This window comes from Micromonospora sp. NPDC047730, assembly GCF_043204765.1.
Taxonomy (GTDB): Bacteria; Actinomycetota; Actinomycetes; order Mycobacteriales; family Micromonosporaceae; genus Micromonospora.
This window is the reverse complement of record NZ_JBIDCU010000008.1, coordinates 328,500-354,576: the sequence shown is the minus strand read 5'-3', so window position 1 is coordinate 354,576 and position 26,077 is coordinate 328,500. Positions and strand designations below refer to the sequence as shown.

Annotated in this window: 36 protein-coding genes and 1 riboswitch; of the genes, 2 read left to right on the top strand and 34 right to left on the bottom strand. The window is 72.0% G+C overall.

From position 1 onward, the window contains the following. Positions 1–128: 128 nt before the first annotated feature. The 7 genes from thiC to thiE form a co-directional block, all read right to left on the bottom strand. Entirely contained in the window at positions 129–1,721 is a 1,593-nt protein-coding gene (gene thiC, locus ACGF5G_RS20965; protein WP_393265060.1) for a phosphomethylpyrimidine synthase ThiC, read from the bottom strand. Between the two features lie 17 nt (positions 1,722–1,738). Then, positions 1,739–2,527, bottom strand: a complete 789-nt coding sequence (gene thiD, locus ACGF5G_RS20960) for a bifunctional hydroxymethylpyrimidine kinase/phosphomethylpyrimidine kinase (protein ID WP_393265018.1) — start codon at positions 2,525–2,527, stop codon at positions 1,739–1,741. Further along, positions 2,524–3,291: a thiamine phosphate synthase gene (locus tag ACGF5G_RS20955; RefSeq protein ID WP_393265057.1), complete on the bottom strand. Its 768-nt coding sequence runs from the start codon at positions 3,289–3,291 to the stop codon at positions 2,524–2,526. The genes thiD and ACGF5G_RS20955 overlap by 4 nt, the downstream gene beginning before the upstream one ends. Before the next feature lie 68 nt (positions 3,292–3,359). Then, a complete protein-coding gene (locus tag ACGF5G_RS20950) occupies positions 3,360–4,130 on the bottom strand; it encodes a thiazole synthase (protein WP_357692509.1) in 771 nt (256 codons plus the stop codon). A gap of 4 nt (positions 4,131–4,134) precedes the next feature. After that, on the bottom strand, positions 4,135–4,335 hold the full coding sequence (gene thiS / locus ACGF5G_RS20945; protein WP_393265015.1) for a sulfur carrier protein ThiS: 201 nt from the start codon (positions 4,333–4,335) through the stop codon (positions 4,135–4,137). Next, positions 4,326–5,555 (bottom strand): glycine oxidase ThiO, encoded by a 1,230-nt coding sequence (gene thiO / locus ACGF5G_RS20940; protein ID WP_393265012.1) that lies wholly within the window; start codon positions 5,553–5,555, stop codon positions 4,326–4,328. Before thiO ends, thiS begins: the two co-directional genes overlap by 10 nt. Beyond that, positions 5,549–6,175: a thiamine phosphate synthase gene (thiE, locus tag ACGF5G_RS20935; protein WP_393265010.1), complete on the bottom strand. Its 627-nt coding sequence runs from the start codon at positions 6,173–6,175 to the stop codon at positions 5,549–5,551. The genes thiO and thiE overlap by 7 nt, the downstream gene beginning before the upstream one ends. Then, positions 6,170–6,278, bottom strand: a riboswitch (TPP riboswitch). Its footprint overlaps the gene before it by 6 nt. 122 nt (positions 6,279–6,400) lie before the next feature. Between thiE and ACGF5G_RS20930 the strand changes: the two genes are divergently transcribed. Continuing rightward, positions 6,401–7,333 carry a DUF559 domain-containing protein gene (locus ACGF5G_RS20930; RefSeq protein WP_393265007.1) on the top strand — a complete coding sequence of 311 codons (933 nt, stop codon included), beginning with the start codon at positions 6,401–6,403 and terminating at the stop codon, positions 7,331–7,333. 264 nt (positions 7,334–7,597) lie between these two features. On the opposite strand, the gene ACGF5G_RS20925 is transcribed toward ACGF5G_RS20930, so the two are convergent. From ACGF5G_RS20925 to ACGF5G_RS20915, 3 genes are read right to left on the bottom strand one after another with little or no spacing between them, the layout of a single operon-like run. Then, a complete protein-coding gene (locus ACGF5G_RS20925; RefSeq protein ID WP_393265004.1) occupies positions 7,598–8,560 on the bottom strand; it encodes an aldo/keto reductase in 963 nt (320 codons plus the stop codon). Between the two features lie 33 nt (positions 8,561–8,593). Then, positions 8,594–10,273: an ATP-binding cassette domain-containing protein gene (locus tag ACGF5G_RS20920; protein WP_357460265.1), complete on the bottom strand. Its 1,680-nt coding sequence runs from the start codon at positions 10,271–10,273 to the stop codon at positions 8,594–8,596. 41 nt (positions 10,274–10,314) lie between these two features. Next, positions 10,315–10,920, bottom strand: a complete 606-nt coding sequence (locus ACGF5G_RS20915) for a class I SAM-dependent methyltransferase (RefSeq protein WP_393265002.1) — start codon at positions 10,918–10,920, stop codon at positions 10,315–10,317. Positions 10,921–11,055: 135 nt separating this feature from the next. On the opposite strand from ACGF5G_RS20915, the gene ACGF5G_RS20910 reads away from it, so the two are divergent. Then, complete coding sequence (locus ACGF5G_RS20910) at positions 11,056–12,378, top strand: hypothetical protein (protein ID WP_393265000.1); 1,323 nt, start codon at positions 11,056–11,058, stop codon at positions 12,376–12,378. 181 nt (positions 12,379–12,559) lie between these two features. On the opposite strand, the gene truA is transcribed toward ACGF5G_RS20910, so the two are convergent. From truA to rplP, 24 genes are all read right to left on the bottom strand, one after another. Continuing rightward, the gene (truA, locus tag ACGF5G_RS20905; RefSeq protein ID WP_350712718.1) at positions 12,560–13,390 is read right to left on the bottom strand and encodes a tRNA pseudouridine(38-40) synthase TruA; all 831 of its coding nucleotides are present in this window, start codon (positions 13,388–13,390) and stop codon (positions 12,560–12,562) included. A gap of 69 nt (positions 13,391–13,459) precedes the next feature. Then, a complete protein-coding gene (gene rplQ / locus ACGF5G_RS20900; RefSeq protein WP_350711523.1) occupies positions 13,460–14,020 on the bottom strand; it encodes a 50S ribosomal protein L17 in 561 nt (186 codons plus the stop codon). 34 nt (positions 14,021–14,054) lie between these two features. Continuing rightward, a complete protein-coding gene (locus tag ACGF5G_RS20895) occupies positions 14,055–15,077 on the bottom strand; it encodes a DNA-directed RNA polymerase subunit alpha (protein ID WP_091079335.1) in 1,023 nt (340 codons plus the stop codon). Positions 15,078–15,175: 98 nt separating this feature from the next. Beyond that, positions 15,176–15,802: a 30S ribosomal protein S4 gene (gene rpsD / locus ACGF5G_RS20890; RefSeq protein ID WP_350711525.1), complete on the bottom strand. Its 627-nt coding sequence runs from the start codon at positions 15,800–15,802 to the stop codon at positions 15,176–15,178. A 14-nt stretch (positions 15,803–15,816) separates the two neighbouring features. Next, complete coding sequence (rpsK, locus tag ACGF5G_RS20885; protein ID WP_007073011.1) at positions 15,817–16,224, bottom strand: 30S ribosomal protein S11; 408 nt, start codon at positions 16,222–16,224, stop codon at positions 15,817–15,819. Between the two features lie 18 nt (positions 16,225–16,242). Next, positions 16,243–16,623 (bottom strand): 30S ribosomal protein S13, encoded by a 381-nt coding sequence (gene rpsM, locus ACGF5G_RS20880; protein ID WP_043965541.1) that lies wholly within the window; start codon positions 16,621–16,623, stop codon positions 16,243–16,245. A gap of 263 nt (positions 16,624–16,886) precedes the next feature. Then, the gene (rpmJ, locus tag ACGF5G_RS20875) at positions 16,887–17,000 is read right to left on the bottom strand and encodes a 50S ribosomal protein L36 (protein ID WP_012184307.1); all 114 of its coding nucleotides are present in this window, start codon (positions 16,998–17,000) and stop codon (positions 16,887–16,889) included. Positions 17,001–17,093: 93 nt separating this feature from the next. Next, a complete protein-coding gene (gene infA, locus ACGF5G_RS20870) occupies positions 17,094–17,315 on the bottom strand; it encodes a translation initiation factor IF-1 (RefSeq protein WP_007073013.1) in 222 nt (73 codons plus the stop codon). Between the two features lie 425 nt (positions 17,316–17,740). Next, the gene (gene map / locus ACGF5G_RS20865) at positions 17,741–18,592 is read right to left on the bottom strand and encodes a type I methionyl aminopeptidase (protein WP_350711527.1); all 852 of its coding nucleotides are present in this window, start codon (positions 18,590–18,592) and stop codon (positions 17,741–17,743) included. A gap of 93 nt (positions 18,593–18,685) precedes the next feature. Beyond that, positions 18,686–19,339 (bottom strand): adenylate kinase, encoded by a 654-nt coding sequence (locus ACGF5G_RS20860; RefSeq protein WP_357460255.1) that lies wholly within the window; start codon positions 19,337–19,339, stop codon positions 18,686–18,688. Then, the gene (gene secY / locus ACGF5G_RS20855; RefSeq protein ID WP_357692533.1) at positions 19,340–20,668 is read right to left on the bottom strand and encodes a preprotein translocase subunit SecY; all 1,329 of its coding nucleotides are present in this window, start codon (positions 20,666–20,668) and stop codon (positions 19,340–19,342) included. A 235-nt stretch (positions 20,669–20,903) separates the two neighbouring features. Next, a complete protein-coding gene (rplO, locus tag ACGF5G_RS20850; RefSeq protein WP_350711532.1) occupies positions 20,904–21,347 on the bottom strand; it encodes a 50S ribosomal protein L15 in 444 nt (147 codons plus the stop codon). Further along, positions 21,347–21,529: a 50S ribosomal protein L30 gene (gene rpmD / locus ACGF5G_RS20845; RefSeq protein WP_007073018.1), complete on the bottom strand. Its 183-nt coding sequence runs from the start codon at positions 21,527–21,529 to the stop codon at positions 21,347–21,349. The genes rplO and rpmD overlap by 1 nt, the downstream gene beginning before the upstream one ends. Beyond that, complete coding sequence (rpsE, locus tag ACGF5G_RS20840) at positions 21,529–22,143, bottom strand: 30S ribosomal protein S5 (RefSeq protein ID WP_007073019.1); 615 nt, start codon at positions 22,141–22,143, stop codon at positions 21,529–21,531. The genes rpmD and rpsE overlap by 1 nt, the downstream gene beginning before the upstream one ends. Positions 22,144–22,176: 33 nt before the next feature. Next, on the bottom strand, positions 22,177–22,554 hold the full coding sequence (gene rplR / locus ACGF5G_RS20835) for a 50S ribosomal protein L18 (RefSeq protein ID WP_357692780.1): 378 nt from the start codon (positions 22,552–22,554) through the stop codon (positions 22,177–22,179). Between the two features lie 8 nt (positions 22,555–22,562). After that, positions 22,563–23,105 carry a 50S ribosomal protein L6 gene (rplF, locus tag ACGF5G_RS20830; protein ID WP_350711533.1) on the bottom strand — a complete coding sequence of 181 codons (543 nt, stop codon included), beginning with the start codon at positions 23,103–23,105 and terminating at the stop codon, positions 22,563–22,565. Between the two features lie 16 nt (positions 23,106–23,121). After that, positions 23,122–23,529 (bottom strand): 30S ribosomal protein S8, encoded by a 408-nt coding sequence (gene rpsH, locus ACGF5G_RS20825; protein WP_013288624.1) that lies wholly within the window; start codon positions 23,527–23,529, stop codon positions 23,122–23,124. Between the two features lie 73 nt (positions 23,530–23,602). After that, entirely contained in the window at positions 23,603–23,788 is a 186-nt protein-coding gene (locus ACGF5G_RS20820) for a type Z 30S ribosomal protein S14 (protein WP_007073023.1), read from the bottom strand. 1 nt (position 23,789) lies between these two features. Next, a complete protein-coding gene (gene rplE, locus ACGF5G_RS20815; RefSeq protein ID WP_350681992.1) occupies positions 23,790–24,359 on the bottom strand; it encodes a 50S ribosomal protein L5 in 570 nt (189 codons plus the stop codon). Beyond that, positions 24,359–24,679: a 50S ribosomal protein L24 gene (gene rplX / locus ACGF5G_RS20810; RefSeq protein WP_172896341.1), complete on the bottom strand. Its 321-nt coding sequence runs from the start codon at positions 24,677–24,679 to the stop codon at positions 24,359–24,361. Before rplX ends, rplE begins: the two co-directional genes overlap by 1 nt. Further along, the gene (gene rplN / locus ACGF5G_RS20805; RefSeq protein WP_007465279.1) at positions 24,676–25,044 is read right to left on the bottom strand and encodes a 50S ribosomal protein L14; all 369 of its coding nucleotides are present in this window, start codon (positions 25,042–25,044) and stop codon (positions 24,676–24,678) included. The genes rplX and rplN overlap by 4 nt, the downstream gene beginning before the upstream one ends. Positions 25,045–25,141: 97 nt before the next feature. Next, the gene (gene rpsQ / locus ACGF5G_RS20800; protein WP_088998356.1) at positions 25,142–25,417 is read right to left on the bottom strand and encodes a 30S ribosomal protein S17; all 276 of its coding nucleotides are present in this window, start codon (positions 25,415–25,417) and stop codon (positions 25,142–25,144) included. Next, positions 25,414–25,650, bottom strand: a complete 237-nt coding sequence (gene rpmC, locus ACGF5G_RS20795; RefSeq protein WP_013288628.1) for a 50S ribosomal protein L29 — start codon at positions 25,648–25,650, stop codon at positions 25,414–25,416. The genes rpsQ and rpmC overlap by 4 nt, the downstream gene beginning before the upstream one ends. Beyond that, positions 25,650–26,075: a 50S ribosomal protein L16 gene (rplP, locus tag ACGF5G_RS20790; RefSeq protein WP_073834927.1), complete on the bottom strand. Its 426-nt coding sequence runs from the start codon at positions 26,073–26,075 to the stop codon at positions 25,650–25,652. Before rplP ends, rpmC begins: the two co-directional genes overlap by 1 nt. Positions 26,076–26,077: the final 2 nt, after the last annotated feature.

Here is a 26,077-nt window from a genome sequence, read left to right as displayed (position 1 = left end):
AAACCCCCCCCCGCCGGGTGGGGGGGGGGGGGTGGTGGGGCCCCCCCCCCCCCCCCCCCCGCCCCGCCCCCCCCCCCCCCCGGGGGGCCGCCCCCCCCCCCCCCCGGGGGGGGCCCCCCCGCTTCGGGTCAGGCCAGCGGCAGGTAGACCCGGCCGCCCGAGGAGACGAACTCCTCCGACTTGTCCTTCATGCCGCGCGCCGCGTACTCCTTGAGCTCCTGGGTGATCTTCATGGAGCAGAACTTCGGCCCGCACATCGAGCAGAAGTGGGCCGTCTTCGCCGGCTCGGCGGGCAGGGTCGCGTCGTGGTACGACCGCGCGGTCTCCGGGTCCAGCGAAAGGTTGAACTGGTCCTCCCACCGGAACTCGAACCGCGCCTTGGAGAGCGCGTCGTCCCACGCCTGCGCGCCGGGGTGCCCCTTGGCCAGGTCGGCCGCGTGCGCCGCGATCTTGTACGCGATCACGCCGGCCTTCACGTCGTCCCGGTCCGGCAGCCCGAGGTGCTCCTTCGGGGTCACGTAGCAGAGCATCGCGGTTCCGAACATGCCGATCATGGCGGCGCCGATCGCCGAGGTGATGTGGTCGTACGCCGGGGCGATGTCCGTGGTCAGCGGGCCGAGCGTGTAGAACGGCGCCTCGTGGCACCACTCCTGCTGGAGGTCCACGTTCTCCTTGATCTTGTGCATGGGCACGTGTCCCGGGCCCTCGATCATCACCTGGACGTCGTGCTCCCAGGCGACCTTCGTCAACTCGCCCAGGGTGCGCAGCTCGGCGAACTGCGCCTCGTCGTTGGCGTCCGCGATCGAGCCGGGGCGCAGCCCGTCGCCGAGCGAGAACGTCACGTCGTAGCGGGCCAGGATCTCGCACAGCTCGGCGAAGTTCGTGTAGAGGAAGTTCTCCTCGTGGTGGGCCAGGCACCAGGCGGCCATGATCGAACCGCCCCGCGACACGATCCCGGTGACCCGGTCCACCGCCAGCGGCACGTACGGCAGCAGCACCCCCGCGTGCACCGTCATGTAGTCGACGCCCTGCTCGGCCTGCTCGACGACGGTCTCCCGGAACACCTCCCAGCTCAGCTTCACCGGGTCGCCACCGACCTTCTCCAGCGCCTGGTAGATCGGCACGGTGCCGATCGGCACCGGCGAGTTCCGCACGATCGCCTCACGGGTCTCGTGGATCCGCCTGCCCGTCGACAGGTCCATCACCGTGTCCGCGCCCCACCGGGTCGCCCAGGTCAGCTTCTCCACCTCCTCAGCGACCGAGGAGGTGACCGCCGACGTGCCGATGTTGGCGTTCACCTTGACCAGGAACGCCTTGCCGATGATCGCCGGCTCGCACTCGGGGTGGTTGACGTTGAGCGGCAGCACCGCCCGCCCGGCGGCGATCTCGTCCCGGACGAACTCCGGCGCCATGCCCTCCCGGATCGCCACGAACTCCATCTCCGGCGTGACGACTCCCGCCCGGGCGTACGCGAGCTGCGTCGGGCGCTTCCCGTACGCCCCGGCCAGCGGCGTGCCCGCGCCGCGCACCGGGGCCACGTCCCCGCGCTCGGCGATCCACGGCCCGCGCAACGGCGGCAGCCCGACCTCCGGGTCGGACCCGGGCCCGGAGGTGTCGTAGAGCCGGACCGGCGCGTTGTCGCCGGTCAACTCCACCTCGGCGAAGGGCACCCGGACATCCGGCCGGGACCCCTCCACATGGACCTTGCGACGTGCCTGCACGACAGCCTCCCCTGTGCTCATGCGGACCACCCGAAGTGGTCCAGCGGGCCGCGTCCCGCGCCCAACTCCCAGTCCCGCCCGCCGGTCAGCGCGCGGAAGACGTACTCCTTGGCGGCGGCGACCGCCGTCGGCACCGGGTCGCCCAGCGCCAGCCGGACGGCGACGGCCGCCGAGAACGAGCACCCCGTGCCGTGGTTGTGCCGGGTGGCGACCCGGGGCGCGCGGAGCAGCGTGGTGACCCCGTCGCCGTGCAGCACGTCGACCGCCTCGCCGTCGGAGTCCACGTCGCCGCCGGTCACCACCACGTGCTCCGGCCCGCCGGCGGCCAGCGCCTCGGCGGCGGCCACCATCTCCTCGACCGTGGTCACCGGGCGTCCGAGGAGGACCGCCGCCTCCGCGCAGTTCGGCGTCGCCACCCGGGCGTACGGCAGCAACCGCTCGGCTGCGGCGACCGTGCCCAGCCGGTGCCCGCTGGTGGCGACGAGCACCGGGTCGACGACGAGGTGCGGCAGCCGACCGTCCCGGGCGGCGTCGGCGACCGCGTCGGCGATGGCCGGGGTGCCCAGCATGCCCGTCTTGACGGCCCGCACGGCGAAGTCGGCGAGCACGCTGTCGAGCTGCTCGGTGACCGTGCGCGGCGGCAGCGGCAGGACGGCGTCGACGCCCCTCGTGTTCTGCGCGGTGACCGCGGTGATCACGCTGGTGCCGTACGCGCCGAGGGCGGCGAAGACCTTGAGGTCGGCCTGGATGCCCGCTCCGCCGCCGGAGTCCGAGCCGGCGATGGTGAGCACGGTGGTGGGTGTCATCGGCCCCCCAGGATGGTTGAGGTCGGGGGCCGCGGCATGGTGGCGCTGGGGGGCTGCGGCCGACCGTGCCCACTCCGGGCGGTCAGGCTTGATCCCTCCGTGGGCACGGTCGGCCGCAGCCCCGTACCGGAGACCTCCGCGCGGTCCTGCGCGGTACGCGGCGGCGGGGAGACCGCCGACCGGAAGGCGGCGGTGAGCGTGGCGGCGACCTCGGTCGGGTCGTCGGCGCGCATGATCGCGCCGACCACCGCCACTCCCGCCGCTCCGGCCGCGATGCAGGCGTGCAGGTGCTCCGGGGTCTCCACCCCGCCCAGCGCGAGGACCGGCACGGGGCTGGCCTCGATCAGTTCCCGCAGCCCGTCCGGACGTAGCGGTGGACCGTAGCCGGGTTTGGTGCGGCTGGAGAAGACCGGCGACAGGGTCGCGTAGTCCTCGGTGGTCAATCGGGCCAGCTCGGGGCGGCTGTGGCAGGAGCGGCCGACCAGGCCGAGACGCGGCGGCGGGTACGGGCCGGCCGACGGCAGGTGCACCGCGTCCCCGTCGAGCGGGTCGAGCCCGGCGACGACCAGGGTGCCGCCCGCCTCGGCGAGGATCGAACGCAGGTCGGCGGCGATGGCGACGCGGTCGGCGCGGGGCAGGTCCTTCTCCCGCAGCACCACCCACCGCACTCCCCCGGCCACCGCCCCGGCGACCACCTCGGTCAACGGCCGCCCCGCCTGCCACCGGTCGGTCAGCAGAACGACGCCGGACGGCCCACGCGGAATCCTGGTAGGAAACGGCCCCGCCAGGGGCGCTTCCGCACCAGGATCCGCCGGAACGGGACCGGGGCGGGTCACAGGTCCGGCCGTCCGTCGTCGGGGGTGGATGCCAGGGCGTGGAAGCGACGGGCGATCCGGCCCGCCCCGTACGCGAGCCGCCCCGCCTCGACCGCGTACCGCATCGCGGTGGCCATCGCCACCGGGTCGGCGGCCCGGGTGACCGCGCTGGCCAGCAGCACCGCGTCGCAGCCCAGCTCCATCGCCAGCGCCGCGTCGGAGGCGGTGCCGATGCCGGCGTCCAGAATCACCGGCACGTCGACGCTCTGCCGGATCAGCCGGATGTGGTGCGGGTTCGACACGCCCAGCCCGGAGCCGATCGGCGCGCCCGCCGGCATCACCGCGGCGCAACCGACGTCGGCCAGCCGCCGCGCCAGAATCGGGTCGTCCGACGTGTACGGCAGCACCACGAACCCGTCCGCGACGAGTTCCTCGGCGGCGCGCAGCAGCTCCACCCCGTCGGGCAGCAGCGTGCGCTCGTCGCCGATCACCTCCAGCTTCACCCAGTCGGTGCCGAACGCCTCCCGCGCCAGGTGGGCCACCTTGACCGCCTCGCCCGCCGTGTAGCAGCCGGCGGTGTTCGGCAGCAGCCGCACCCCGCACCGGTCGAGCAGGTCCAGCAGCCCGCCGGCGGTGCCGGGGGCGGTGTCGACGCGGCGCAGGGCCAGGGTGACCAGTTCGGTGCCGGAAGCGCGGATCGCGTCCTCCAGCACGCGCAGGTTGGCCGCGCCACCGGTGCCGAGGATCAGCCGGGACGTGAGGCGCACGCCGCCCAGGTCGAGGCTCACCGCGTCACCCGCCCTGGGCGGCGCTGAGCACCTCGACCCGGTCGCCGTCGCGCAGCACGGTCGCCGGCCAGCCGGTACGCGGCACGACCTCCCCGTTGACCGCGACGGCGAGGCCGCGCCGCTGGTCGGTGACCGCGCGGACCAGGTCCGCCACGGTCGAGCCGCCGGGCAGGCTGCGCCCGGCGCCGTTCACCGTCAGTTCCACGTGTGCTCCTCCTCGGGTGCGTAGGCGCCGGACCGATCGTCGGCGGCGGCCCGGACCACCGGCCCGGCACTGCCGGCCTGCCCAGCGCCGCCGGCCTGCCCAGCGCCGCCGGCCTGCCCAGCGGTGACAGCCGGATCGGCGGTGGCGGCCGGCGCGAACCGGTCCGGGGTGAAGGGGGCGAGCAGCGGGTCCGCCGTACCGGTGACCACCAGGTCGGCGACCAGGTCGGCGGTGATGGGGGTGAGCACGATGCCGTGCCGGTGGTGCCCGGTCGCGGCGAGCACGCCCGGCCGGCCGGGCAGCGGGCCGAGGATCGGGGCGTTGTCGGGGGTGCCGGGGCGCAGGCCGGCGAGGGTCTCGACGAGGTCGTACTCGGCCAGCTCCGGCAGCAGGTCGACGGCGGCGCGGAGCAGGCGTAGCACCGCCCCGGCGGAGACGTCGGTGTCGGCGCGCTCCTCGACGGTCGCGCCCACCACCACCTCCCCGCTGTCGCGGGGCACGAGATAGACGTGCTCGCCGTCGGCGTACCCCCGGATGACGTGCCGGAAGCCCGGCGCGCCGCCGCCGGGCGCGCGGAGCCGCAGCACCTGGCCCTTCACCGGCCGCACCGGCAGCCCGGTCAGGGCCGCCGCCCCGCAGCCGGCCGCCACCACCGTGACGCGCGCGTCCACGTCGGACAGCCGGCGCACGGCGGCGGGCACCAGCGTGACGCCGGCCCGTTCGGCGGCCGTGCGCAGCGCCGGCACCAGCCGGCGCGGGTCGACTTGGTGGTCGGTGGCGGCGAGCGCGCCGCCACGCACCCGGGGCGCCAACGCCGGCTCGCGGTCCCGCAGCGCCGAGGGGCGCAGCGGCGTCACCGGCAGCCCGAGACCCTGCTGGTACGCCCACAGCCGGCGTGCCTCGGCCAGGTCGTCGGCGGTGAGCCCGACCATCAGCGTGCCCTCGGTGCGGTAGCCGACGTCCGCGCCGGTGGCGGCGGTCAGCTCGGCGGCGAAGGCCGGCCAGCGGGCGGCGGAGGCGGTCAGCAGCCCGGTCAGCTCGTGCTCGCCGAAGTACGCCTCGGCGACCGGGGCGAGCATCCCGGCGGCGACGTGCGACGCGCCGGAGCCCGGGGCGGGGTCGTGCACGGCGACCCGGAGGCCGCGCGCAGCGCAGCGCCAGGCGATCGCCAGCCCGACCGGTCCCGCCCCCACCACGGCGACGTCCGGCCGGCTCAGCACCCCAGCGCTCCCAGCAGCTCCGCCGTCGCCCGGGCCGGATCGGCCGCCCCGGACAGCGCCCCCACCACCGCTACCCCGTACGCCCCGGCGGCCAGCAGCGCGGGCGTGTTCGCGGCGGTCACCCCGCCGATCGCGACCACCGGTACGTCCACGGCGGCGGTGACGGCGCGCACCCCGGCCGGGCCGATCGGCGCCGGCAGGCCGGTCTTGGTGCTCGTGGCGTGGCAGGGGCCCACGCCCAGGTAGCTGGCCCCGGCGGCGACCGCCTCGGCGGCCGTCCCCGGCTCGCGGGCGGTGGCCCCGAGCACGGCGGTCGCGCCGAGCACCCGGCGGGCCGCCCCGACCGGCAGGTCGTCCGCGCCGACGTGCCCGCCGGCGGCGCCCACCGCCAGCGCCACGTGCAGCCGGTCGTTGACGAGGCAGGGGACGTCGTACGGCGCGCAGAGCGCGACCACCCGGCGGGCCAGGTCGTACGCCTCCCGGTCGGTGGCGTCGTCGGTGACGCGGACCTGCACGACCAGCTCGGCGCGGGCCACCGGGAGGGCGGCCCGCAGCACGGCCAGCGGATCCCGCCCGGGTCGGGTGTCGGTGATCAGATGCAGTCGCCCAAGGGACGGCACGGCAACACTCCTCCCTGCGCCGGCATTACCCGGATCAGGTTCGACGGTCGGGGGCTCTCAGCCCCCCTCTCAGCCCGGTGCACCGGGCTCCCGTGGGTCACTTGCGCGTGTCACCGTACGACGGATCGCCGGATCCGCCAAGGGCGGGACGCGGATTTCACACCGACCGTCCGAAGCCGACGATCGGGGCGGCACGTGACCGGCCCGTCACGCGATGCTGTCCGGATGCCCTCCCCCGCCCGGGTCCCGCCCCGGCTCGCCTTCCTGCCGTTCCGCGGCAGCACCGCGATCACGCAGGGGCTGCTGACCCGCGCCATGCTGCGCGGTCCGACCTGGCAACGCCTGCTCCCCGACGTGTACGTGCACCGGGACGCCCTGCGCGCAGCCGACCATCGGCTCTGGTGCGACGCGGTCGCCCTGCTCCTGCCCGCCGGTGCCGCGATCGCCGGGCCGAGCGCCGCGTACCTGTGGGGCGTCGACCTGCTGCCCCGGGACGCGCCGGTCAGCGTGCTCCTTTCTCGGCCGGCACGGCTGCGCCCGCACCCACAACTGGCCGTCACCCGCTCGGCGCTGCCGGCCAGCGACCTGACCCGCTTCGGTGGCCTACCGGTCACCACGCCGCTGCGAACGGTGTTCGACCTCGCGCGACGAGGGCCACGCGACGAGGCCCTCGTCGCCCTCGACGCCCTGCTGCACCGCCGGGTGGTAGGGCTGCCGGCCCTGCGGGCGTACGCCGAGACGCGTCCCCGCTGGCCCGGGCTGCCGCTGCTGCGCGAGGTGCTGGCGCTGGCCGAGCCGCTGAGCGAGTCCCCGATGGAGACCCGGTTGCGGCTCCTCCTGCTCGACGCCGGGCTGCCCCCACCCACGGCGCAGCACGACGTGCGCGACGCCCGGGGGCGGTTCGTCGGTCGGGTCGACCTGGCCTGGCCCGCCCTGCGCGTCGCGGTCGAGTACGACGGCGACCACCACCGCGAGCGCGCCCCCTTCCGCCAGGATGTCGCCCGGCTGAACGCGCTGCGCGCGGCCGGCTGGATCGTCCTCCGCTTCACCGCCGACGATGTGCTCCGGCACCGGACCCGGACGGTACGCCTCGTCACCGCCGCCCTGCGCGAACGCTCCGACGAGCGGAACAGCACGGCTGTCACCCACCCACGGTGACAGCCGTCCCGTTCCACCCGCGCGGGCGCACGTTCCCCCGGCCAGGTAACCAGCGCCCGCCCGGCAGGCCCACGGGACAACCGCCCCGCAGCCGGCCGAGACAGGCGCGCGGGGAAGGGTGACGGGGACGGGTGGAACACCAGGGCTGCCTCCCAGTGTCGGAGACGTGCGTGGTGTTCCACCCGTGGCAGCCCGGGCCTGGGCGGGCGCGACGGCGGACCGCCCCGGCACCGCGATGCGGTGCCGGGGCGGTGTCGACGTGGGTCAGAGGATGGCGCGGAGGGCGTCGACGTCCTCGTCGGTGGGCTGCCAGGAGCCCGCCTCCGCGTTGGAGCGCACCTGCTCGGGCGTGGTGGCGCCGGCAATCACCGAGGTCACCGCCGGCAGGGCGGCCAGCCCGCCGATGGCCACCTGGAGCATCGACAGCCCCCGCTCGTTCGCGTACGCCTCGATCGCCTCGATGGTGTCCCAGTCGGCGGCGGCAAAGCGCTGGGCGTACCGGCCGCCTCCGGCGAGGCGGCTGCCGGCGGGCGGGGCCTGGTCGCGCTTGTACTTGCCGGTCAGCAGGCCGTTGGCCAGCGGGAAGAACGGCAGCAGCCCGAGGCCGAACCGCTCGCAGGCCGGCACCACCTCGGCCTCGGCGGAGCGTTCCAGCAGGCTGTAGTGGTTCTGCGCGCTGATGAACCGGGACCGGCCGGTGGACGACGCCACCCAGTCCGCGTCGGCGATCTGCCACCCGGCGAAGTTGGAGTTGCCCAGGTAGCGCACCTTGCCGGCGCGGACCAGGTCGTCCAGCGCGGCGAGGGTCTCGTCGATCGGGGTGCCCGGGTCGGGCTCGTGCATCTGGTACAGGTCGATGTGGTCGGTGCCGAGCCGGCGCAGCGACGCCTCCACGGCGCGGGCGATGTAGCGCCGCGCGCCCCGGGCGCCGAAGTCGGGGCCGTTGAGGCCGTGCATGTCCATGCCGAACTTGGTGGCCACCACCACGTCGTCGCGGCGGCCCTTGAGCGCCTGGCCCAGCAGTTCCTCGGAGCCGCCCTGCGGCTCGCCGTAGATGTCGGCGGTGTCGAAGAAGTTGATCCCGGCGTCCAGCGCGGCGTCGACCACCGCCCGGGTCCCGTCGAGGTCGAGCTTGCGGCCGAAGTTGTTGCAGCCGATGCCGACGACGGACACCACGAGCCCGGAGTCGCCCAACCGGCGGTAGGTCATCTCAGTCACGAGATCCACCCTATGCCGGCCGGCCCGCCGCCCGGGTTCGCCTCAGCCCACGTCCCAGACCGGCTCGGGGGTCTCCACCACCTCGTTGTCACCGCGGAAGAGGACGAACCGGTCGAACGAGCGGGTGAACCAGCGGTCGTGGGTCACCGCGACCACGGTTCCCTCGAACGCCGTCAGCCCTGCCTCCAGCGCCTCCGCCGACGCCAGGTCGAGGTTGTCGGTGGGCTCGTCGAGCAGCAGCAGCGTCGCGCCGGACAACTCCAGCAGCAGCACCAGGAACCGCGCCTGCTGCCCGCCGGAGAGGGTGCCGAAGCGCTGGTCGCCCTGCCCCGCCAACTCGTACCGGGACAACGCCGCCATCGCCGCGTGCCGGTCCATGCCGGCCCGGTGGTCGTCCCCCCGCCAGAGGATCTCCACGAGGGTCTTCGCCATCAGCTCCGGCCGGTCGTGGGTCTGCGAGAAGTGCCCGGGGCGCACCCGCGCGCCGAGCCGGGCCACCCCGTCGTGCGCGACCGGCGCGAGCGCCGCCGCGCCGTCGACCGGGCCGTTGGCCGGGTCGGGGTCACTGCCGCCGCGGGCGAGCAGCCGGAGGAAGTGCGACTTCCCCGTGCCGTTGGCGCCGAGCACCGCCACCCGGTCGCCGTACCAGATCTCCAGGTCGAACGGGTAGGTCAGGCCGTCGAGCTCCAGCTGCTCGCAGACCACCGCGCGCTTGCCGGTCCGCCCGCCGGTCAGGCGCATCCGGATGTCCTGGTCCTTCGGCGGTACGGGCGGCGGCCCGGCCTCCTCGAACTTGCGCAACCGGGTCTGTGCGGCCTGGTAGCGCGAGGCCATCCCGTCGTTGTACGCGGCCTTCTGCTTGTACATCAGCATCAGCTCGCGCAGCTTCTGGTGTTCCTCGTCCCAGCGTTTGCGCAGCTCGTCGAGGCGGGCGTGCCGGGCCACGCGCGCGGAGTGCCAGCTCGCGAAGCCACCGGGGTGCACCCAGGCGCTGCCGCCCTCCACGGCGACGACCCGGTCGGCGGTGTGTGCCAGCAGCTCCCGGTCGTGCGAGACGTAGAGCACCGACTTGGCCGACTCGCGCAGCCGCCCCTCCAGCCAGCGCTTGCCCGGCACGTCGAGGAAGTTGTCCGGCTCGTCGAGGAGCAGCACCTCGTCGGGGCCGCGCAGCAGCAGTTCGAGGGCGAAGCGCTTCTGCTGGCCGCCGGAGAGGGTCCGGACGGGCCGCTCCCGGGCGCCGTCCCACGGCAGGCCGAGCACGATGGTGGCGACGGTGTCGAAGAGCACCTCGGCGTCGTACCCGCCGGCCTCGCCCCAGGCCGCGAGCGCGTCCGCGTACGCCAGCTGGGCCTTGCCGGCGGCGGTGCTGTACTTGCCGCGGACCTCGGCCGCCCGCATGGCCGCCTCGGTCTCGGCGAGCCGGCGGCCGGCGTCGCGCAGCGCCGGCGGGGCGAGCGACAGCGCCAGGTCGGCCAGTGTGGACTCGTCGCCGATCATGCCGATGAACTGGCGCATCACGCCCAGCCCGCCGGCCCGCGCGATCGCGCCGGTCTTCACCGGCAGGTCGCCGGCGACCATCCGCAGCAGCGTCGTCTTGCCGGCGCCGTTCGGCCCGACCAGGGCCACCTTGGCGCCCTCCCCGACCCGGAACGAGACGTCGGTGAAGAGTTCCCGCCCGTCGGGGAGGAGGTGCCCGACGGCTGCCACGTCCACGTATCCCACGTCGGCATCCTGCCCGAGCACCCGCCGGGCGGCCCAACCAATTACCGGGTGACGCGCAGCACCCGGTAGCCCTTCTGGCTGGCGTGCCGCTCGACCTGCCAGCCCTGGTCGGCCAGCCAGCGGTGCAGCGAGTCGCCGCCGAGGTGGCGGGCGACCACCAGCCAGGCGACGCCGTCCGGGGCGAGCCGGGGCAGCCAGCGCAGCAGCATCCGGTGCAGGTCGTCCTTGCCGACCCGGATCGGCGGGTTGGACCAGAGCTGGGCGAACGTCACGTCGGCGGGCACGTCGTCCGGCTCGGCGACGCGTACCCGGTCGGCCGCGCCGACCCGCGCCGCGTTGGCCGCGGTCAGCTCCCGGGCCCGCTCGTTGACGTCGACGGCCCAGACGGTCGCCGACGGCGCCGAGGTGGCCAGCACGCAGGTGATCGGCCCGAAGCCACAGCCGAGGTCGAGCAGGGCACCGGCCGTGTCGGCGGGCGGCAGCTCGGCCTTGCGCAGCAGCACCGCCGTGCCGGGGTCGAGGCGGGTGGCGGAGAAGACCCCGCCGGAGGAGGTCAGGGTGTAGTCGCGGCCGGCGACGGCGAACTCGACCTCACGCGGGTGGGCGGCAGTCGCGGGTTCAGCGGTGAAGTAGTGGTCGCCGGTCACGCCGGCAATTCTCGCACCGCCCTCGCCACCGGCCGGTCCGGGGCCGAGGAGCGGACCAGCACGACACGAAACAGTCAGGCACCCAATTTCCCGTTATTACCCCCTAAAGGGACAATGCCTCCTACCCTGGGCGACATGGTGTATCGGTACGAGTCCGATGAGGAAGCATTCATGGAGTACCCGGAGCCCCGGTCCGGCCGCTCGGTGCTCGGTGCCGGTCCGCCGGCCGGTCCCTCCCCGTCCCGCTTCCCGACGCCGTCGCTGCCCCGGCCCAACCGGGTCGCGCCGCCCCCCGCCGAGCCGGAGCCGGTCCGCGCCGCGGCCCCGGTGTCCCCCGCGCGGCACACGCCAGCACCACAGGCGCCGCCATTGCCACAGGCAGAGGTACCGCCCGACCCGCAGGCTCCGCCAGCCCCACCGGCCCCGCAGGCTCCGCCGGCCCCGCAAGCCCCGCCGGACGCGCAAGCCCCGCCGGACGCGCAGGCCCCGCCGGACGTGCAGGTGTCGCCGGCGCGGCCGGACGTGCAGGTGTCGCCGGCACCGGCCGAGCCGGCCGTAGCGGCCGAGGCGCCCGTGGCCACCGAGGCACCCGTAGCGGTCGAGGCACCCGTAGCGGTCGAGGCACCCGTGGCGGTCGAGGCACCCGTGGCGGTCGAGCGCCCCGTGCCGCAGCGGGGCGGCGGCCGGCTGTGGCAGGTGCTCGTCGGCGGCGCAGCCGTCCTCGTGCTGCTCGCGCTCTGCGGCCTCGGCGCCGCCGCCCTGCTGGTCGAGCGCGACCGGACGCCGCAGGCCACGCCCACCGGCCAGCCCCAGGTGGCCGAGTCGGCCGAGGCCGGGGCGCACGACCTCGACTCCCGGGACACCGACCAGGCGCCGCTGACGGCCAAGGAGCTGTTCCCCGGCACGCAGTTGGTCGTCGCCGACGGGCAGCCCGCGTACCGGGTGTTGAAGACCCACTCCAGCGCCAGCTGCGCGGTCGCGGCCACCGGGGAGGTCGCCGACCTGCTGGTCCGGCTCGGCTGCAACCAGGTGGTCCGGGCCACCCTGCGCACGCCCGACGGCGACCACCTGGTGACCGCCGGCCTGTTCAACCTGACCGACCGCGCCAGCGCCGAACGCGCCCGCGACCGGATCCGGCAGATGCTCGACGAGCGGCAGGGCCGATTCCGGGGCATGCCGGCCGACAACGGCACCGAGGCGATCGCCACCGCGCCGGCGCGGGTCGGCTGGCAGGTGCGCGGCCACTACCTCGCGTACGCGGTGGTCGCCCGCGCCGACGGCGAGACGATCAGGTCGGGCGACACGAAGGCCAGAGAGATCCTCTTCGACATGATCGAGCTGCACCTCAACCAGGGCGTGCTGGAGCGCCGGGCGAACGGTGGGACGGCCGGCCAGCCGACCGATGAGGGCGCGGACCGCACCGGCACACAGGACGGGAGCGAACTGCCGGGCGCGTGACGAGCCCCCGGGTCTGGACGGGTGCGCGGGCCACCGGGCCGCGCACCCGTTCCCTTCGGCACCCCGACGGGGTCACCCGCCCAGCTCGACCCGGTACGTCCGCAGCAGCGCCAACGGCCGGCACCCTGGCCGGATCGGCGCCGACCCGCCGAGATGGCGTACGCCGGACGCGTCCCTGCGGTCAACCCTCCACGGGGACGCGCAGCCGGCGGGTCGCCTCGGCGCGGCGGGCGTACTCGGCCGGGTCGTCGGGGTAGCCCACGGCGACCAGGGTCAGCCCGTGCGCCGGGGCCACGGTCACCTCGCTGGAGCGTTCCCGGCGGGTCAGCAGGCTGCCCGGCCACCCGACCGGACGGCGCCCGTCCCCCGCGACCAGCATCGCGCCGACCAGGCTGCGCACCATCGCCTGGCAGAACGCGTCGGCCTGCACGGTGGCCACGAGGAGCCCGTCGGGATCCCGCCGCCAGTCCAGCCTGGTCACCTCGCGCAGCGTGGTGGCGTTCTCCTTGCGCCGGCAGTACGCGGCGAAGTCGTGCTCCCCCACCAGCCCCGCCGCGGCGGCGTTCAACGCGTCCAGGTCGAGCGGCTTCGGCCAGGCCAGCACCTCGTGCCGGCGCAGCGGCTCGGCGCCCCACGGCGCGTCGGTGACCCGGTACTCGTAGCGGCGGAAGGTGGCCGAGAACCGGGCGTCGAAGTCGGCGGGCACCTCGGTCATCGCCCGCACCCGCACGTCGGTGGGGAGCAGCCGGGCCAGCCGGCGCAGCAGCCGCCCCTCGTGCTCCCGCCACACGGCGGTGGGCAGGTCCACGTGGCAGACCTGCCCGGTGGCGTGCACCCCGGCGTCGGTGCGGCCCGCCACGGTCAACCCCGTCGCCGTCCCCGCGCCGAGCACCAGGTCGAGGGTCTCCACGAGCACCCCGGCGACCGTACGCCGCGTCGGCTGGGCGGCCCAGCCGGAAAAGCCGGTGCCGTCGTACGCGACGTCCAGCCGCAGTCGGGTGCGCTCGTCCACTCGTACCTCCGCCTCACGGGGTCGGGCCCGGCACCCCACAAGGGGTGCCGGGCCCGACGGTGGCCTGGATCAGGCCTTGTCGTTCTCGCCGGCCTCGTCGCTGTCCTCGCGGGCGGCGGCGGTGTCGCCGGACGCCGACACGGGCGCCTCGGCGTCCTGGTCGCCCGAGTTCGACTTCGGGGCCTCCTCGGCCGGGGCGAGCGCCTCGACCTTGTCCTGCTGCGCGGCCTTGCGGGCGGCGGTCTTCTTGTTCGCCTTCGGCTCGGCGACCTGAAGCTCCTCGACCAGCTCGATGATCGCCATCGGCGCGGCGTCACCCTTGCGCGGACCGGTCTTCACGATCCGGGTGTAGCCACCGTTGCGGTTGGCGTACCGGGGCGCGATCTGGTCGAACAGGGCGTAGACCACGTCCTTGTCCTTGACGACGCCCAGCACCCGCCGGCGGGACGCCAGGTCGCCGCGCTTGGCCTTGGTGATGAGCTGCTCGGCCAGCGGACGCAGCCGCCGGGCCTTCGTCTCGGTGGTCTGGATCTTGCCGTGCTGGAACAGCGCGGTGGCCAGGTTGGCCAGCATCAGCCGCTCGTGCGCGGGGCTGCCGCCGAGGCGGGGGCCCTTGGTGGGCGTGGGCATGCTTGGTGCTCCTCAGGTGTGGCGGCAGCGCGGACTAGAGCTGCTCGGTCTCGCGGTAGTCGTCGGTGTCGTAGTCGGCCTCGCCGAAGGTGTCCACGACGTGCGCCGGGTCGAAGTTCGGGGCCGAGTCCTTCAGCCCCAGACCCATCCCGGCGAGCTTCATCTTGACCTCGTCGATCGACTTCTGACCGAAGTTGCGGATGTCGAGGAGGTCGGCCTCGGTACGCCCGATGAGCTCACCAACGGAGTTGATGCCCTCGCGCTTGAGGCAGTTGTAGGAGCGGACGGTCAGGTCCAGCTCCTCGATCGGCAGCGCCAGGTCCGCCGCGAGCTGGGCGTCCTGCGGGGACGGCCCGATGTCGATGCCCTCGGCGGTCTCGTCCAGCTCCCGGGCCAGGCCGAACAGCTCCACCAGCGTCGAGCCGGCCGAGGCCAGCGCGGTACGCGGGCCCATCGACGGCTTGGTCTCGACGTCGATGATCAGCCGGTCGAAGTCCGTCCGCTGCTCGACACGGGTCGCCTCGACGCGGTAGGTCACCTTGAGCACCGGCGAGTAGATCGAGTCGACCGGGATCCGGCCGATCTCGGCGCCGGCCTGCTTGTTCTGCGCCGCCGTGACGTAGCCGCGACCCCGCTCGACGGTCAGCTCCATGTCGAGCCGGCCCTTGCCGTTGAGGGTGGCGAGCTTCAGGTCGGGGTTGTGCACCGAGACGCCGGCCGGCGGCTGGATGTCACCCGCGGTCACGTCGCCGGGGCCCTGCTTGCGCAGGTACATGCTGACCGGCTCGTCGTGCTCGGAGCTGACGCAGAGCTCCTTGATGTTCATGACGAGCTCGACCACGTCCTCCTTGACACCGGGGATCGTGGTGAACTCGTGCAGCACACCGTCGATCTTGATCGAGGTGACCGCCGCACCCGGGATCGACGACAGCAGCGTACGCCGCAGCGAGTTGCCCAGGGTGTAGCCGAAGCCCGGCTCCAGCGGCTCGATGGTGAACCGGGACCGGGTCTCGTTGATCGACTCCTCGGAGAGGGTCGGTCGCTGGCTGATGAGCATGTCTTCTCTTCTCTTCCGGGGCGCCCGCCATATGACGCCCACGACAAACTGTTCCGGTGGCCCGCCCGTGTCGGGCGGGCCACCGCAACGAGCTCCGACTACTTGGAGTAGAGCTCGACGATCAGCTGCTCCTGGACCTGCGTGTCGATGACCTGGCGGGCCGGGAGCGAGTGCACGAGGATCTTCATCTGGCTGGGGATCGCCTCGAGCCACGCCGGAACCGACCGCGAGCCGGCCTCGGCCTGCGCCACGATGAACGGGGTGAGCTCCTTGCTCTTGCCCCGGACCTCGATGATGTCGTGCTCCTTGACGCGGTACGACGGGATGTCGACCTTCTTGCCGTTCACCGTGAAGTGACCGTGCTTGACCAGCTGACGGGCCATGTCCCGGGACTTGGCGTAGCCGGCCCGGTAGACCACGTTGTCCAGCCGCGACTCGAGGATCTGCAGGAGGACCTCACCGGTCTTGGCCTGCTTGGCCACGGCCTCCTCGTAGTAACCGCGGAACTGCTTCTCCAGCACGCCGTAGACACGGCGGGCCTTCTGCTTCTCACGGAGCTGGAGCAGGTACTCCGTCTCCTTCGTGCGACCGCGGCCGTGCTGCCCGGGCGGGAACGGCCGGGACTCGAACGGGCACTTCGGGCCATCGCACTTGCTGCCCTTGAGGAACAGCTTCATCTTCTCCCGCCGGCAACGGCGGCAGTCAGCACCGGTGTAACGAGCCATCTCTCTCTAACCTCTCAGACCCGGCGACGCTTCGGCGGACGGCACCCGTTGTGCGGCTGCGGGGTCACGTCGGAGATCTGACCGACCTCCAGGCCCACGGCCTGCAGCGAACGGATGGCGGTCTCCCGGCCGGAGCCGGGGCCCTTGACGAACACGTCGACCTTGCGCATGCCGTGCTCCATCGCCCGGCGCGCGGCGGCCTCGGCGGCGAGCTGCGCGGCGAACGGGGTCGACTTGCGGGAGCCCTTGAAGCCCACCTGACCCGCGGAGGCCCAGGAGATGACCGCACCGGTCGGGTCCGTGATGGACACGATGGTGTTGTTGAAGGTGCTCTTGATGTGCGCCTGCCCGTGGGCGACGTTCTTGCGTTCCTTGCGCCGGACCTTCTTGACAGCGGCTCCGGCACGAGCCTTCGGTGGCATAAGTCTGTGCGCTCCTATTTACTTCTTGCCGGGCTTCTTCTTGCCGGCCACGGTCCGCTTCGGGCCCTTGCGGGTCCGCGCGTTGGTCCGGGTCCGCTGGCCACGCACGGGCAGGCCCCGGCGGTGCCGGATGCCGGCGTAGCAGCCGATCTCGACCTTGCGGCGGATGTCAGCGGCGACCTCGCGGCGCAGGTCGCCTTCAACCTTGTAGTTGCCCTCGATGTGGTCGCGGAGCTGGACCAGCTCCTCGTCCGTGAGGTCCCGGGCGCGCTTGTCCGGCGAGATGCCGGTGGCGGCGAGCGTCTCCAGGGCGCGGGTCCGACCCACGCCGAAGATGTAGGTGAGCGCGATCTCCATCCGCTTCTCGCGGGGGAGGTCGACGCCGACTAGACGTGCCATGTGCGGGCGTGCTCCTCGTGGTGTTCTGGCGGAGGTGTGGACCCGTCCCACCCCGCTACCGACCGTTCCGCCTCCGGCGTCGTGCGCCGGCGACCGGAAACGGTCGCTGCCCGAGCGGGCCCCGGCCTCCGACCGGGGGTCAACCACGAAGAGGTACGCGACGCGCACCGCCCGCGGCTGGGACGAGCAATTGATTCGTTGTCTGGATCCGCGGCCCGGACCGATTACGACCGACCGTTGTCACACGGCCGGTCGGAACTGGTTCAGCCCTGGCGCTGCTTGTGGCGCGGGTCGGTGCAGATGACCATGACCCGGCCGTGCCGGCGGATGACCCGGCACTTGTTGCAGATCCTCTTGACGCTCGGCTTGACCTTCACGGTTGCCTTACTTCCCATCTGGCCCGACGACGCGCCGAGGCGCGACACCGGACGTCGAAGACGGACACGGGGACGTCCCGGCCGTCGTCAGGCTTACTTGTAGCGGTAGACGATGCGCCCGCGGGTCAGGTCGTACGGCGAGAGTTCGACGACGACCCGGTCCTCCGGCAGGATGCGGATGTAGTGCTGCCGCATCTTGCCGCTGATGTGAGCCAGCACCTTGTGACCGTTCGCGAGCTCCACGCGGAACATTGCGTTCGGCAGGGGCTCGATGACCCGACCCTCGATCTCGATGGCTCCGTCTTTTTTCGGCATGTCCTCCGCTGTCCTGACGTCGGTTACTCCGGACGGCCCACAACGTCTTACACGGGCGACCGATCAAGATCAGGAAGCCCGCGCCAGCCGCGGCTCCGACTCCCACCGAAGCGCGGGGTGGGCATGCCGGAGTGGACGCTGTGCGCCGATCAGAAAGTGTACGCCCGCCTGCGGGCCGTCGCCAAACCGGCCACCCTCGGGAGCGTCGGACCACCCGAAAAGGCGACAATCAGGCATCCAGGTCACCCGCCCGGCGTTCCGGTCCGGCGGTGCCCCGACCAGGTACAGGGCAGGGCCCGCCGGCGTCGCGAACCTCCCGCCGCAGGACGGCGGGCGCCGGCGGGCCGGTGACGAGGGCGTCCCGCTCCCCGTACGCCCGCGGCGACCGCTCGTCGTGTCGGGCGGCTCCAGCCGGCCCTGTCGGATCAGACGGCCGGCGAGTCGGCGGGCTGGCGGGAGGTGACGAGTTCACCGAGCCGGGCGCGGCCGCCGTCCGGCGCGGTCAGCACCCAGACGCCGTCCGGGAGCAGCGCCATCGTGTGCTCGACGTGCACCGCCATCGACCGGTCCCGGGTGACCACGGTCCAGCCGTCGGAGAGCTCCACCGTCCGGGGCGAGCCCATGGTGATCATCGGCTCGATCGCCAGCGCCATGCCCGGCACCAGGCGGGGGCCCTTGCCCGGGCGTCCGTGGTTGAGCACGTGCGGGTCCTGGTGCATCTCGGTGCCGATGCCGTGGCCGCCGTAGCCGTCGACGATGCCGTACCGGCCGCCCTTGCGGACGGCGTTCTCCACGGCGTGCGAGATGTCGGTGAGCCGACCCTTACCGCTGGCCGCCCCGCGGGCGGCGGCGGCGATGCCCGCCCACATGGCGTCCTCGGCCACCTCGGCCATCTTGAGCAGCGCCGGGTCGACCTCGCCCACGCCGACCGTGATCGCGGCGTCGCCGTGCCAACCGTCGAGCACCGCGCCGCAGTCGATCGAGATCAGGTCCCCGTCGCGGAGCACCTGCTGCGGCGCCGGGATGGCGTGCACGACCTGCTCGTTCACCGACGAGCAGATCGATGCCGGGAAGCCGTGGTAGCCCTTGAACGAGGGGACGGCGCCGGCCTCGCGGATGGTCGACTCGGCGATGGCGTCCAGGTCGGCGGTGCTGACCCCGGGGGCGACCGCCTCCCGCATCCGACGCAGCGCCTCGGCGACCACCAGCCCGGCGGCCCGCATCTTCTCGATCTGGTCAGGGGTCTTCAGCTGGATGTCCAGCTGGGGACGACGCATGGAGCCGTTACCTTTCGTTGCCGAAGCCGAAGAGCGGGGCACGTCGGACGTACCCCGCTCTTCGCACTCTATCCGCCGGAGCCCGGCGGGACGTCAGCCGCCGTACGACCGCAGGGCGTCGATGGCGCGGAGCGTGACGTCCTCCACCGGGCCGGTGGCGTCGATGCCCACCAGCTTGCCCTGGGCGCCGTAGTAGTCGACCAGCGGCGCGGTCTTGTCCGCGTACTCCCGCAGGCGGGTGGCGATGGTCTCCGGCTTGTCGTCGTCGCGCTGGAACAGCTCGGCGCCGCACCGGTCGCAGATGCCCTCGCGGGTGGTCGCGTCGAACTCGACGTGCCAGATCTTGCCGCAGCCCCGGCACGTACGCCGGCCGGAGAGCCGCCGGATCACCTCGTCGTCGTCGACGACGAGTTCCAGCACCAGGTCGAGCGCGGTGCCCAGGTCGGCGAGGAGCTTGTCCAGCGCGGCGGCCTGCGGCGTGGTGCGCGGGAAGCCGTCGAGCAGGAAACCCTCGGCGGCGTCCGGCTCGGCGAGCCGGTCCCGCACCATGTTGATCGTGACCTCGTCGGGCACCAGCTCGCCGGCGTCCATGTAGCGCTTCGCCTCGATCCCCAGCGGCGTGCCCTGGGAGACGTTCGACCGGAAGATGTCACCGGTCGAGATCTTCGGGACCGAGAGGTGCGCGGCGACGAACTCGGCCTGCGTACCCTTGCCCGCACCCGGCGGGCCAACAAGAACGAGTCTCATCTACCGCAGGAACCCTTCGTAGTTCCGCTGCATCAGTTGGCTCTCGATCTGCTTGGTGGTTTCCAGACCGACGCCGACCATGATCAGGACAGCGGTGCCGCCGAACGGGAAGTTCAGGTACTGCTGCTTGTCCAGCCAGATGAAGAAGAAGTTCGGCAGGATCGAGATGATGCCCAGGTAGAGGGCGCCCGGCAGAGTGATCCGGCTGAGGATGAAGTCGAGGTAGTCGGCGGTCGGCTTGCCGGGGCGGATGCCCGGCACGAAGCCGCCGTACTTCTTCATGTTGTCCGCGACCTCGGTCGGGTTGAACGTGATCGAGACGTAGAAGTACGTGAAGAAGATGATCAGCAGGAAGTAGACCGAGATGTAGATCGGGCTGGTCGGGTCGACCAGGTTGTTCTGGATCCACGCCTGGGTCTTGCCCGGGTTGGTCTGGTCGAAGAACTGCAGCGCCAACTGGGGCAGGTAGAGCAGCGACGAGCCGAAGATGACCGGGATGACACCCGCCTGGTTGACCTTCAGCGGGATGTAGGTCGAGGTGCCGCCGTACATGCGCCGGCCGATCATCCGCTTGGCGTACTGCACCGGGATCCGGCGCTGCGCCTGCTCGATGAAGGTGACCGCGGTGATGACCACCAGGACCAGCGCGATGACGAGGATGAACTTGCCCCAGCCGCCGGTCTGCTTGATCTGCCAGCCCTCACTGGGAAGCCGGGCCGCGATCGAGGTGAAGATCAGGACGGACATGCCGTTGCCGACGCCCCGGTCGGTGATCAGCTCACCGAGCCACATCACCACGCCGGTGCCGGCGGTCATCGTCATGACCAGGAGGGTCAGCGTCAGCCAGTCCGGGATCCCGGTGCCCTCGGGGATGATCGGGAACTGGTCGCACTGGTTCTGGAACAGCTGCCCGGAGCGGGCCAGCGCCACGAACGCCGACGCCTGGAGGACGCCCAGGCCCAGCGTCAGGTAGCGGGTGTACTGGGTGATCTTCGCCTGCCCGGCCTGGCCCTCCTTGCGGAGCTGCTCGAGCCGCGGGATGACCACGGTCAGCAGCTGCAGGATGATCGACGCGGTGATGTAGGGCATGATGCCCAGCGCGAAGACCGAGAGCTGCAGCAGCGCGCCGCCGGAGAAGAGGTTGAGCAGGTTGAGGACCCCGGTGGAGCCGTTCTCCAGGGTGTCGAGGCACTTCTGCACGTTGCCGTACGAGACACCCGGGCTGGGCAGCGTAGCCCCGAGCCGGTAGACCGCGATGATGCCTACTGTGAACAGCAGCTTCTTGCGCAGGTCAGGCGTACGGAACGCACTGAGAAAGGCGGACAGCAACTTCTTCCTCCTGCGCGCGGCGGGCCGCCGGTGATCCCGGGCGGGTCGGGGTGGGTGCCGGGCGAGCGCCCGATATCCATAGCTGGGAAGGGACTCTAACAGCCCGATCCCGGTCCGGGCAGATGTGCCCGGCTACATAAACCGAATCCGATGTTACCCGGCGCACACATGCCGGGGAGACCATGGCGCCCGCCCAGTTGGGACAACTGAGCGGGCGCCATGTGTCGTACAGCTCTTACAGCTCGGTGACGGTGCCACCGGCGGCGGCGATCTTCTCCTTGGCCGACGCGCTGAACGCGTGCGCCGACACCTGGAGGGCGACCCCGCCGAGGTCCCCGGTGCCGAGGACCTTGACCGGCTGGCCCTTGCGGACCGCGCCGGCCTCGACGAGCTCCAGCGGGCCGACCTGGCCGCCGTTCGGGAACAGCTCGGCGAGCCGGTCCAGGTTGACCACCTGGAAGACCACCTTGAACTTGTTCTTGAAGCCCTTCATCTTCGGCAGGCGCATGTGGATGGGCATCTGCCCACCCTCGAACGCCGCCGAGATGTTCTTGCGGGCCTTGGAACCCTTGGTACCGCGACCGGCGGTCTTGCCCTTCGAGCCCTCACCGCGACCCACACGGGTCTTCGCGGTCTTGGCACCGGGCGCCGGGCGCAGGTGGTGGACCTTGATCGTCATTACTCGACCTCCTCGACCTTCACGAGGTGGTTGACCGCGAAGATCATGCCGCGGATCTCCGGACGGTCCTCCTTGACCACCACGTCGTTGATCCGCTTGAGACCGAGCGAGCGCAGCGAGTCACGCTGGTTCTGCTTGGTCCCGATCTCGGACCGGACCTGGGTGACCTTCAGGCGAGCCATCAGGAAGCCACCCCCGCCCGCGACGCCAGCATGGCGGCCGGCGCGACGTCCTCGACCGGCAGGCCACGACGGGCGGCGACGGCCTCGGGGGACTCGAGCCCCTTCAGCGCCGCCACGGTGGCGTGCACGATGTTGATCGGGTTCGACGAGCCGAGGCTCTTGGAGAGCACGTCGTGGATACCCGCGCACTCCAGCACGGCGCGCACCGGACCACCGGCGATGACACCCGTACCGGCGGAAGCCGGCTTGAGCAGCACCACACCGGCCGCCGCCTCACCCGTCACCGGGTGCGGGATGGAGGAGGCGATCCGCGGAACCTTGAAGAAGTGCTTCTTGGCCTCCTCGACGCCCTTGGCGATCGCCGCGGGCACCTCCTTGGCCTTTCCGTAGCCCACACCGACGGTGCCGTCGCCGTCGCCCACGATCACCAGGGCGGTGAAGCTGAAGCGACGACCACCCTTCACGACCTTGGCGACGCGGTTGATCGCGACGACCCGCTCGAGGTGCGGGGTCTTCTCGACGGGCGCGTTTCCGCGGCCGCCCTCACGGCGGTTGTCGCGGCGACCACCCTCGTTGCCACCGGACCCGCCGCCACGGCGCTGTTGACCTGGCATCAGCAGCCTTCCTTCTCTCTCGTGACGGGGTTTCTAGAACTCGAGCCCGGCTTCGCGGGCGGCGTCGGCAAGCGCGGCGACCCGCCCCGCGTACCGGTTGCCACCGCGGTCGAAGACGACCTTGGAGATGCCGGCGGCCTTGGCCCGCTCGGCGAGCAGGGCGCCGACCTTGCCGGCCAGGGCGCTCTTGTCGCCCTCCGAGCCGCGCACCGAGGCGTCCAGGGTCGAGGCCGACGCCAGGGTGTGACCCTTGGTGTCGTCCACGATCTGGGCGACGATGTGCCGCAGGGAGCGGGTGACCACGAGGCGGGGACGCTCGGCGGTGCCGCTGATGTTCTTGCGGACCCGGAAGTGCCGACGCGCACGCCCGACGGCACGCTTGGCGGCGACGCCGCGGCGGCGCTTGAGCAGCGTGGCGCTCACTTCTTACCTGCCTTTCCAGCCTTGCGGCGGATGACCTCGCCCTGGTACTTCACGCCCTTGCCCTTGTAGGGCTCCGGCGGGCGGATCTTCCGGATGTTGGCGGCAACCTCACCGACGAGCTGCTTGTCGATGCCGGCCACGTGGAACAGCGTCGGCTTCTCCACCGTGAAGGTGATGCCGTCCGGCGCCGGAACCAGCACGGGGTGCGAGAACCCGAGCGCGAACTCCAGGTCCTTGCCCTTGGCGGTCACGCGGTAACCGGTGCCGGCGATCTCCAGGCTCTTGCGGTAGCCCTCGGTGACGCCGACGATCATGTTGGCGACCAGGGTACGGCTGAGGCCGTGCAGTTCCTTGGCCTTGCGCTCGTCGTTCGGGCGGTTGACGTTCAGCTGCCCGTCCTCGGCCCGGTCGATCGTGATCGGCTCGGCCAGGGTGTGCGAGAGCTCGCCCTTCGGGCCCTTGACCTTGACGGTCTGCCCGTCGATCGTGATGTCGACGCCGGCTGGCACCGGGATCGACTTACGTCCAATACGCGACATTTCTACCTGTCTCCCGTTACCAGACGAAGGCGAGGACTTCCCCGCCAACGCTCCGCTTGCGGGCCTGCCGGTCGGTGAGCAGCCCCTGGGACGTCGAAATGATCGCCACGCCCAGCCCGCCGAGCACCCGCGGGAGCCCGTCCGACTTGGCGTAAACCCGCAGACCGGGCTTGGACACGCGCTTGATGCCGGCCAGGCTCCGCTCCCGGTTCTGGCCGTACTTCAGCTCGACGACCAGTCGCTTGCCGACGGCGCCCTCCTCGGGCTCCTCGACCGACCAGGTGGCGATGTAACCCTCGGCCTTGAGGACCTCGGCGATGTTCGCCTTGATCTTCGAGTAGGGCATCGTCACCCGGTCGTGGTACGCCTGGTTGGCGTTACGCAGACGCGTGAGCATGTCTGCGATCGGGTCGGTCATCGTCATGGAATTCGTCAGCCTTTCTCGCCGGGGTTCCCGGGGCGGTGAGCCCCGGGCCTACGGCGAAGAGCAATAGCTATTACCAGGAAGCCTTGGACACGCCGGGCAGCTCACCGCGGTGGGCCATCTCCCGGATGCACACCCGGCAGAGACCGAACTTGCGGTAGACCGCCTTGGGACGCCCGCACCGCTGGCAGCGGGTGTACGCGCGAACCGAGAACTTCGGCTTCGCGGCCGCCTTGAGGATCAGCGCCTTCTTGGCCATCTCAGTTCTCCTTGAACGGGAAGCCCAGGAGCTTGAGCAGCGCCCGGCCCTCGTCGTCGGTCGTGGCGGTCGTGACCACCGTGATGTCCATGCCCCGCTGCCGATCGATCTTGTCCTGGTCGATCTCGTGGAACACCGACTGCTCGGTCAGGCCGAACGTGTAGTTGCCGTGCCCGTCGAGCTTGCGCCCGTCGAGACCGCGGAAGTCGCGGATACGCGGCAGCGCGATCGACAGCAGCCGGTCCAGGAACTCCCACATCCGGTCGCCGCGGAGGGTCACCTTCGCGCCGATCGGCATGCCCTCGCGGAGCTTGAACTGCGCGATGGACTTGGTCGCCCGCCGCACCTGCGGCTTCTGGCCGGTGATGGTGGCCAGGTCGCGGACGGCGCCGTCGATCAGCTTGGCGTCCCGGGCAGCCTCGCCGACGCCCATGTTGACGACGATCTTGACCAGCCGCGGCACCTGCATCGGGTTGCCGTACTTGTGCTGCTCCTGCAGCTGGGCCACGATCTCGTTGCGGTACCGCTCCTTGAGGCGCGGCATGGTCTTGGTTTCGGTAGCCGTGGTCATCACAGGTCCTTACCGGTGCTACGCGCGATGCGGACCTTCTGGCCGTTTTCGTCGATCCGGTAACCGACGCGGGTCGGCTTGCCGTCGGAGTCCAGGACCTGCACGTTCGAGACGTGGATCGGGGCCTCCTGGGTGACGATGCCACCGGTCTTGGCGCCACGCTGGGTGGTGCTGATGCGGGTGTGCTTCTTGACCCGGTTCACGCCCTCGACCAGGACCTTGTCCTGCCGCGGGTAGGCCGCGATGACCTTGCCCTTGGCACCCTTGTCCTTGCCGGCGATGACGACGACCGTGTCGCCCTTCTTGACCTTCACGGTCACAACACCTCCGGCGCGAGAGAGATGATCTTCATGAACCGCTTGTCCCGCAGCTCCCGACCCACCGGGCCGAAGATACGGGTGCCGCGCGGGTCCCCGCCGTCCTTGATGATGACGGCGGCGTTCTCGTCGAAACGGATGTACGAACCGTCCGGCCGCCGCCTCTCCTTGGCGGTGCGAACGACGACGGCCTTGACGACGTCGCCCTTCTTCACACCGGCACCCGGGATCGCGTCCTTGACGGTGGCCACGATGACGTCGCCGATGCTCGCGTAGCGCCGACCGGAGCCACCGAGAACCCGGATGCACAGGATCTCCCGAGCACCCGTGTTGTCGGCGACGCGCAGTCGCGACTCCTGCTGAATCACGTCTATCTCCTATGTCTGCCGGTTCTCCGGCCGCACGGGGCGGCCGGAGCCTGGCGGAACCCGCGCCCGACTGACGCCGGGCGAGCTTGAGCCTTCGCTACTTGGCCTTTTCCAGGATCTCCACGAGCCGCCACCGCTTGGTGGCGGACAGCGGCCGGGTCTCCATGATCAGGACCCGGTCGCCGATGCCGGCGGTGTTCTGCTCGTCGTGCACCTTCAGCTTGCTGGTACGGCGCATGATCTTGCCGTACAGCGCGTGCTTGACCCGGTCCTCGACCTCGACGACGACGGTCTTTTCCATCTTGTCGCTGACCACGAGGCCCTCACGCACCTTGCGGCGGGCCCGCGCGGCGGCGGTGGTGTTCTCGCTCATGATGCAGTCACCTCAGTCGGCGCGGCCGAGAGACCCAGCTCGCGCTCACGCATGATCGTGTAGATCCGGGCGATCTCCCGACGGATGACCTGCAGCCGCCGGTTGTTGTCCAGCTGCCCGGTTGCGGCCTGCACGCGGAGGTTGAACAGCTCCGCCTTGGCCTCACGCAGCTTCGTGACCAGCTCCTCCTCGGAGAGCTCACGCAGCTCGGAAGGCTTGACGCCCGCTGCCATCAGGATTCACCCACTTCGCGCGTAACAATCCGGCACTTCATCGGGAGCTTGTGGATCGCGCGACGCATCGCCTCTCGCGCGATCTGCTCGTTGGGGAAGGACATCTCGAAGAGGACCCGCCCCGGCTTCACGTTGGCGACCCACCACTCGGGCGAACCCTTACCGGAACCCATCCGGGTCTCGGCCGGCTTCTTGGTGAGGGCCTGGTCCGGGAAGATCGTGATCCAGACCTTGCCACCACGCTTGATGTGGCGGGTCATCGCGATACGCGCCGACTCGATCTGGCGGTTGGTCACGTACGCCGGCTCGAGAGCCTGGATCCCGAACTCGCCGAACACCACCCGGTTACCACCCTTGGACGCGCCGTGGCGGTCCGGGTGGTGCGGCTTGCGGAAGCCCTTCGGGGGCTTGCGCGGCATCAGCATCT

What these genes read in the sequence shown, in the direction of transcription:
- thiD (WP_393265018.1), bottom strand. Translation starts at nt 2,527, where the DNA reads ATGACACCCACCACCGTGCTCACCATCGCCGGCTCGGACTCCGGCGGC.
- ACGF5G_RS20930 (WP_393265007.1), top strand. Translation starts at nt 6,401, where the DNA reads ATGCCCTCCCCCGCCCGGGTCCCGCCCCGGCTCGCCTTCCTGCCGTTC.
- ACGF5G_RS20910 (WP_393265000.1), top strand. Translation starts at nt 11,056, where the DNA reads ATGGTGTATCGGTACGAGTCCGATGAGGAAGCATTCATGGAGTACCCG.
- rplQ (WP_350711523.1), bottom strand. Translation starts at nt 14,020, where the DNA reads ATGCCCACGCCCACCAAGGGCCCCCGCCTCGGCGGCAGCCCCGCGCAC.
- ACGF5G_RS20895 (WP_091079335.1), bottom strand. Translation starts at nt 15,077, where the DNA reads ATGCTCATCAGCCAGCGACCGACCCTCTCCGAGGAGTCGATCAACGAG.
- rpsD (WP_350711525.1), bottom strand. Translation starts at nt 15,802, where the DNA reads ATGGCTCGTTACACCGGTGCTGACTGCCGCCGTTGCCGGCGGGAGAAG.
- rpsK (WP_007073011.1), bottom strand. Translation starts at nt 16,224, where the DNA reads ATGCCACCGAAGGCTCGTGCCGGAGCCGCTGTCAAGAAGGTCCGGCGC.
- rpsM (WP_043965541.1), bottom strand. Translation starts at nt 16,623, where the DNA reads ATGGCACGTCTAGTCGGCGTCGACCTCCCCCGCGAGAAGCGGATGGAG.
- infA (WP_007073013.1), bottom strand. Translation starts at nt 17,315, where the DNA reads ATGCCGAAAAAAGACGGAGCCATCGAGATCGAGGGTCGGGTCATCGAG.
- map (WP_350711527.1), bottom strand. Translation starts at nt 18,592, where the DNA reads ATGCGTCGTCCCCAGCTGGACATCCAGCTGAAGACCCCTGACCAGATC.
- ACGF5G_RS20860 (WP_357460255.1), bottom strand. Translation starts at nt 19,339, where the DNA reads ATGAGACTCGTTCTTGTTGGCCCGCCGGGTGCGGGCAAGGGTACGCAG.
- rplO (WP_350711532.1), bottom strand. Translation starts at nt 21,347, where the DNA reads ATGACGATCAAGGTCCACCACCTGCGCCCGGCGCCCGGTGCCAAGACC.
- rpmD (WP_007073018.1), bottom strand. Translation starts at nt 21,529, where the DNA reads ATGGCTCGCCTGAAGGTCACCCAGGTCCGGTCCGAGATCGGGACCAAG.
- rpsE (WP_007073019.1), bottom strand. Translation starts at nt 22,143, where the DNA reads ATGCCAGGTCAACAGCGCCGTGGCGGCGGGTCCGGTGGCAACGAGGGT.
- rplF (WP_350711533.1), bottom strand. Translation starts at nt 23,105, where the DNA reads ATGTCGCGTATTGGACGTAAGTCGATCCCGGTGCCAGCCGGCGTCGAC.
- rpsH (WP_013288624.1), bottom strand. Translation starts at nt 23,529, where the DNA reads ATGACGATGACCGACCCGATCGCAGACATGCTCACGCGTCTGCGTAAC.
- ACGF5G_RS20820 (WP_007073023.1), bottom strand. Translation starts at nt 23,788, where the DNA reads ATGGCCAAGAAGGCGCTGATCCTCAAGGCGGCCGCGAAGCCGAAGTTC.
- rplE (WP_350681992.1), bottom strand. Translation starts at nt 24,359, where the DNA reads ATGACCACGGCTACCGAAACCAAGACCATGCCGCGCCTCAAGGAGCGG.
- rpsQ (WP_088998356.1), bottom strand. Translation starts at nt 25,417, where the DNA reads ATGAGCGAGAACACCACCGCCGCCGCGCGGGCCCGCCGCAAGGTGCGT.
- rpmC (WP_013288628.1), bottom strand. Translation starts at nt 25,650, where the DNA reads ATGGCAGCGGGCGTCAAGCCTTCCGAGCTGCGTGAGCTCTCCGAGGAG.
- rplP (WP_073834927.1), bottom strand. Translation starts at nt 26,075, where the DNA reads ATGCTGATGCCGCGCAAGCCCCCGAAGGGCTTCCGCAAGCCGCACCAC.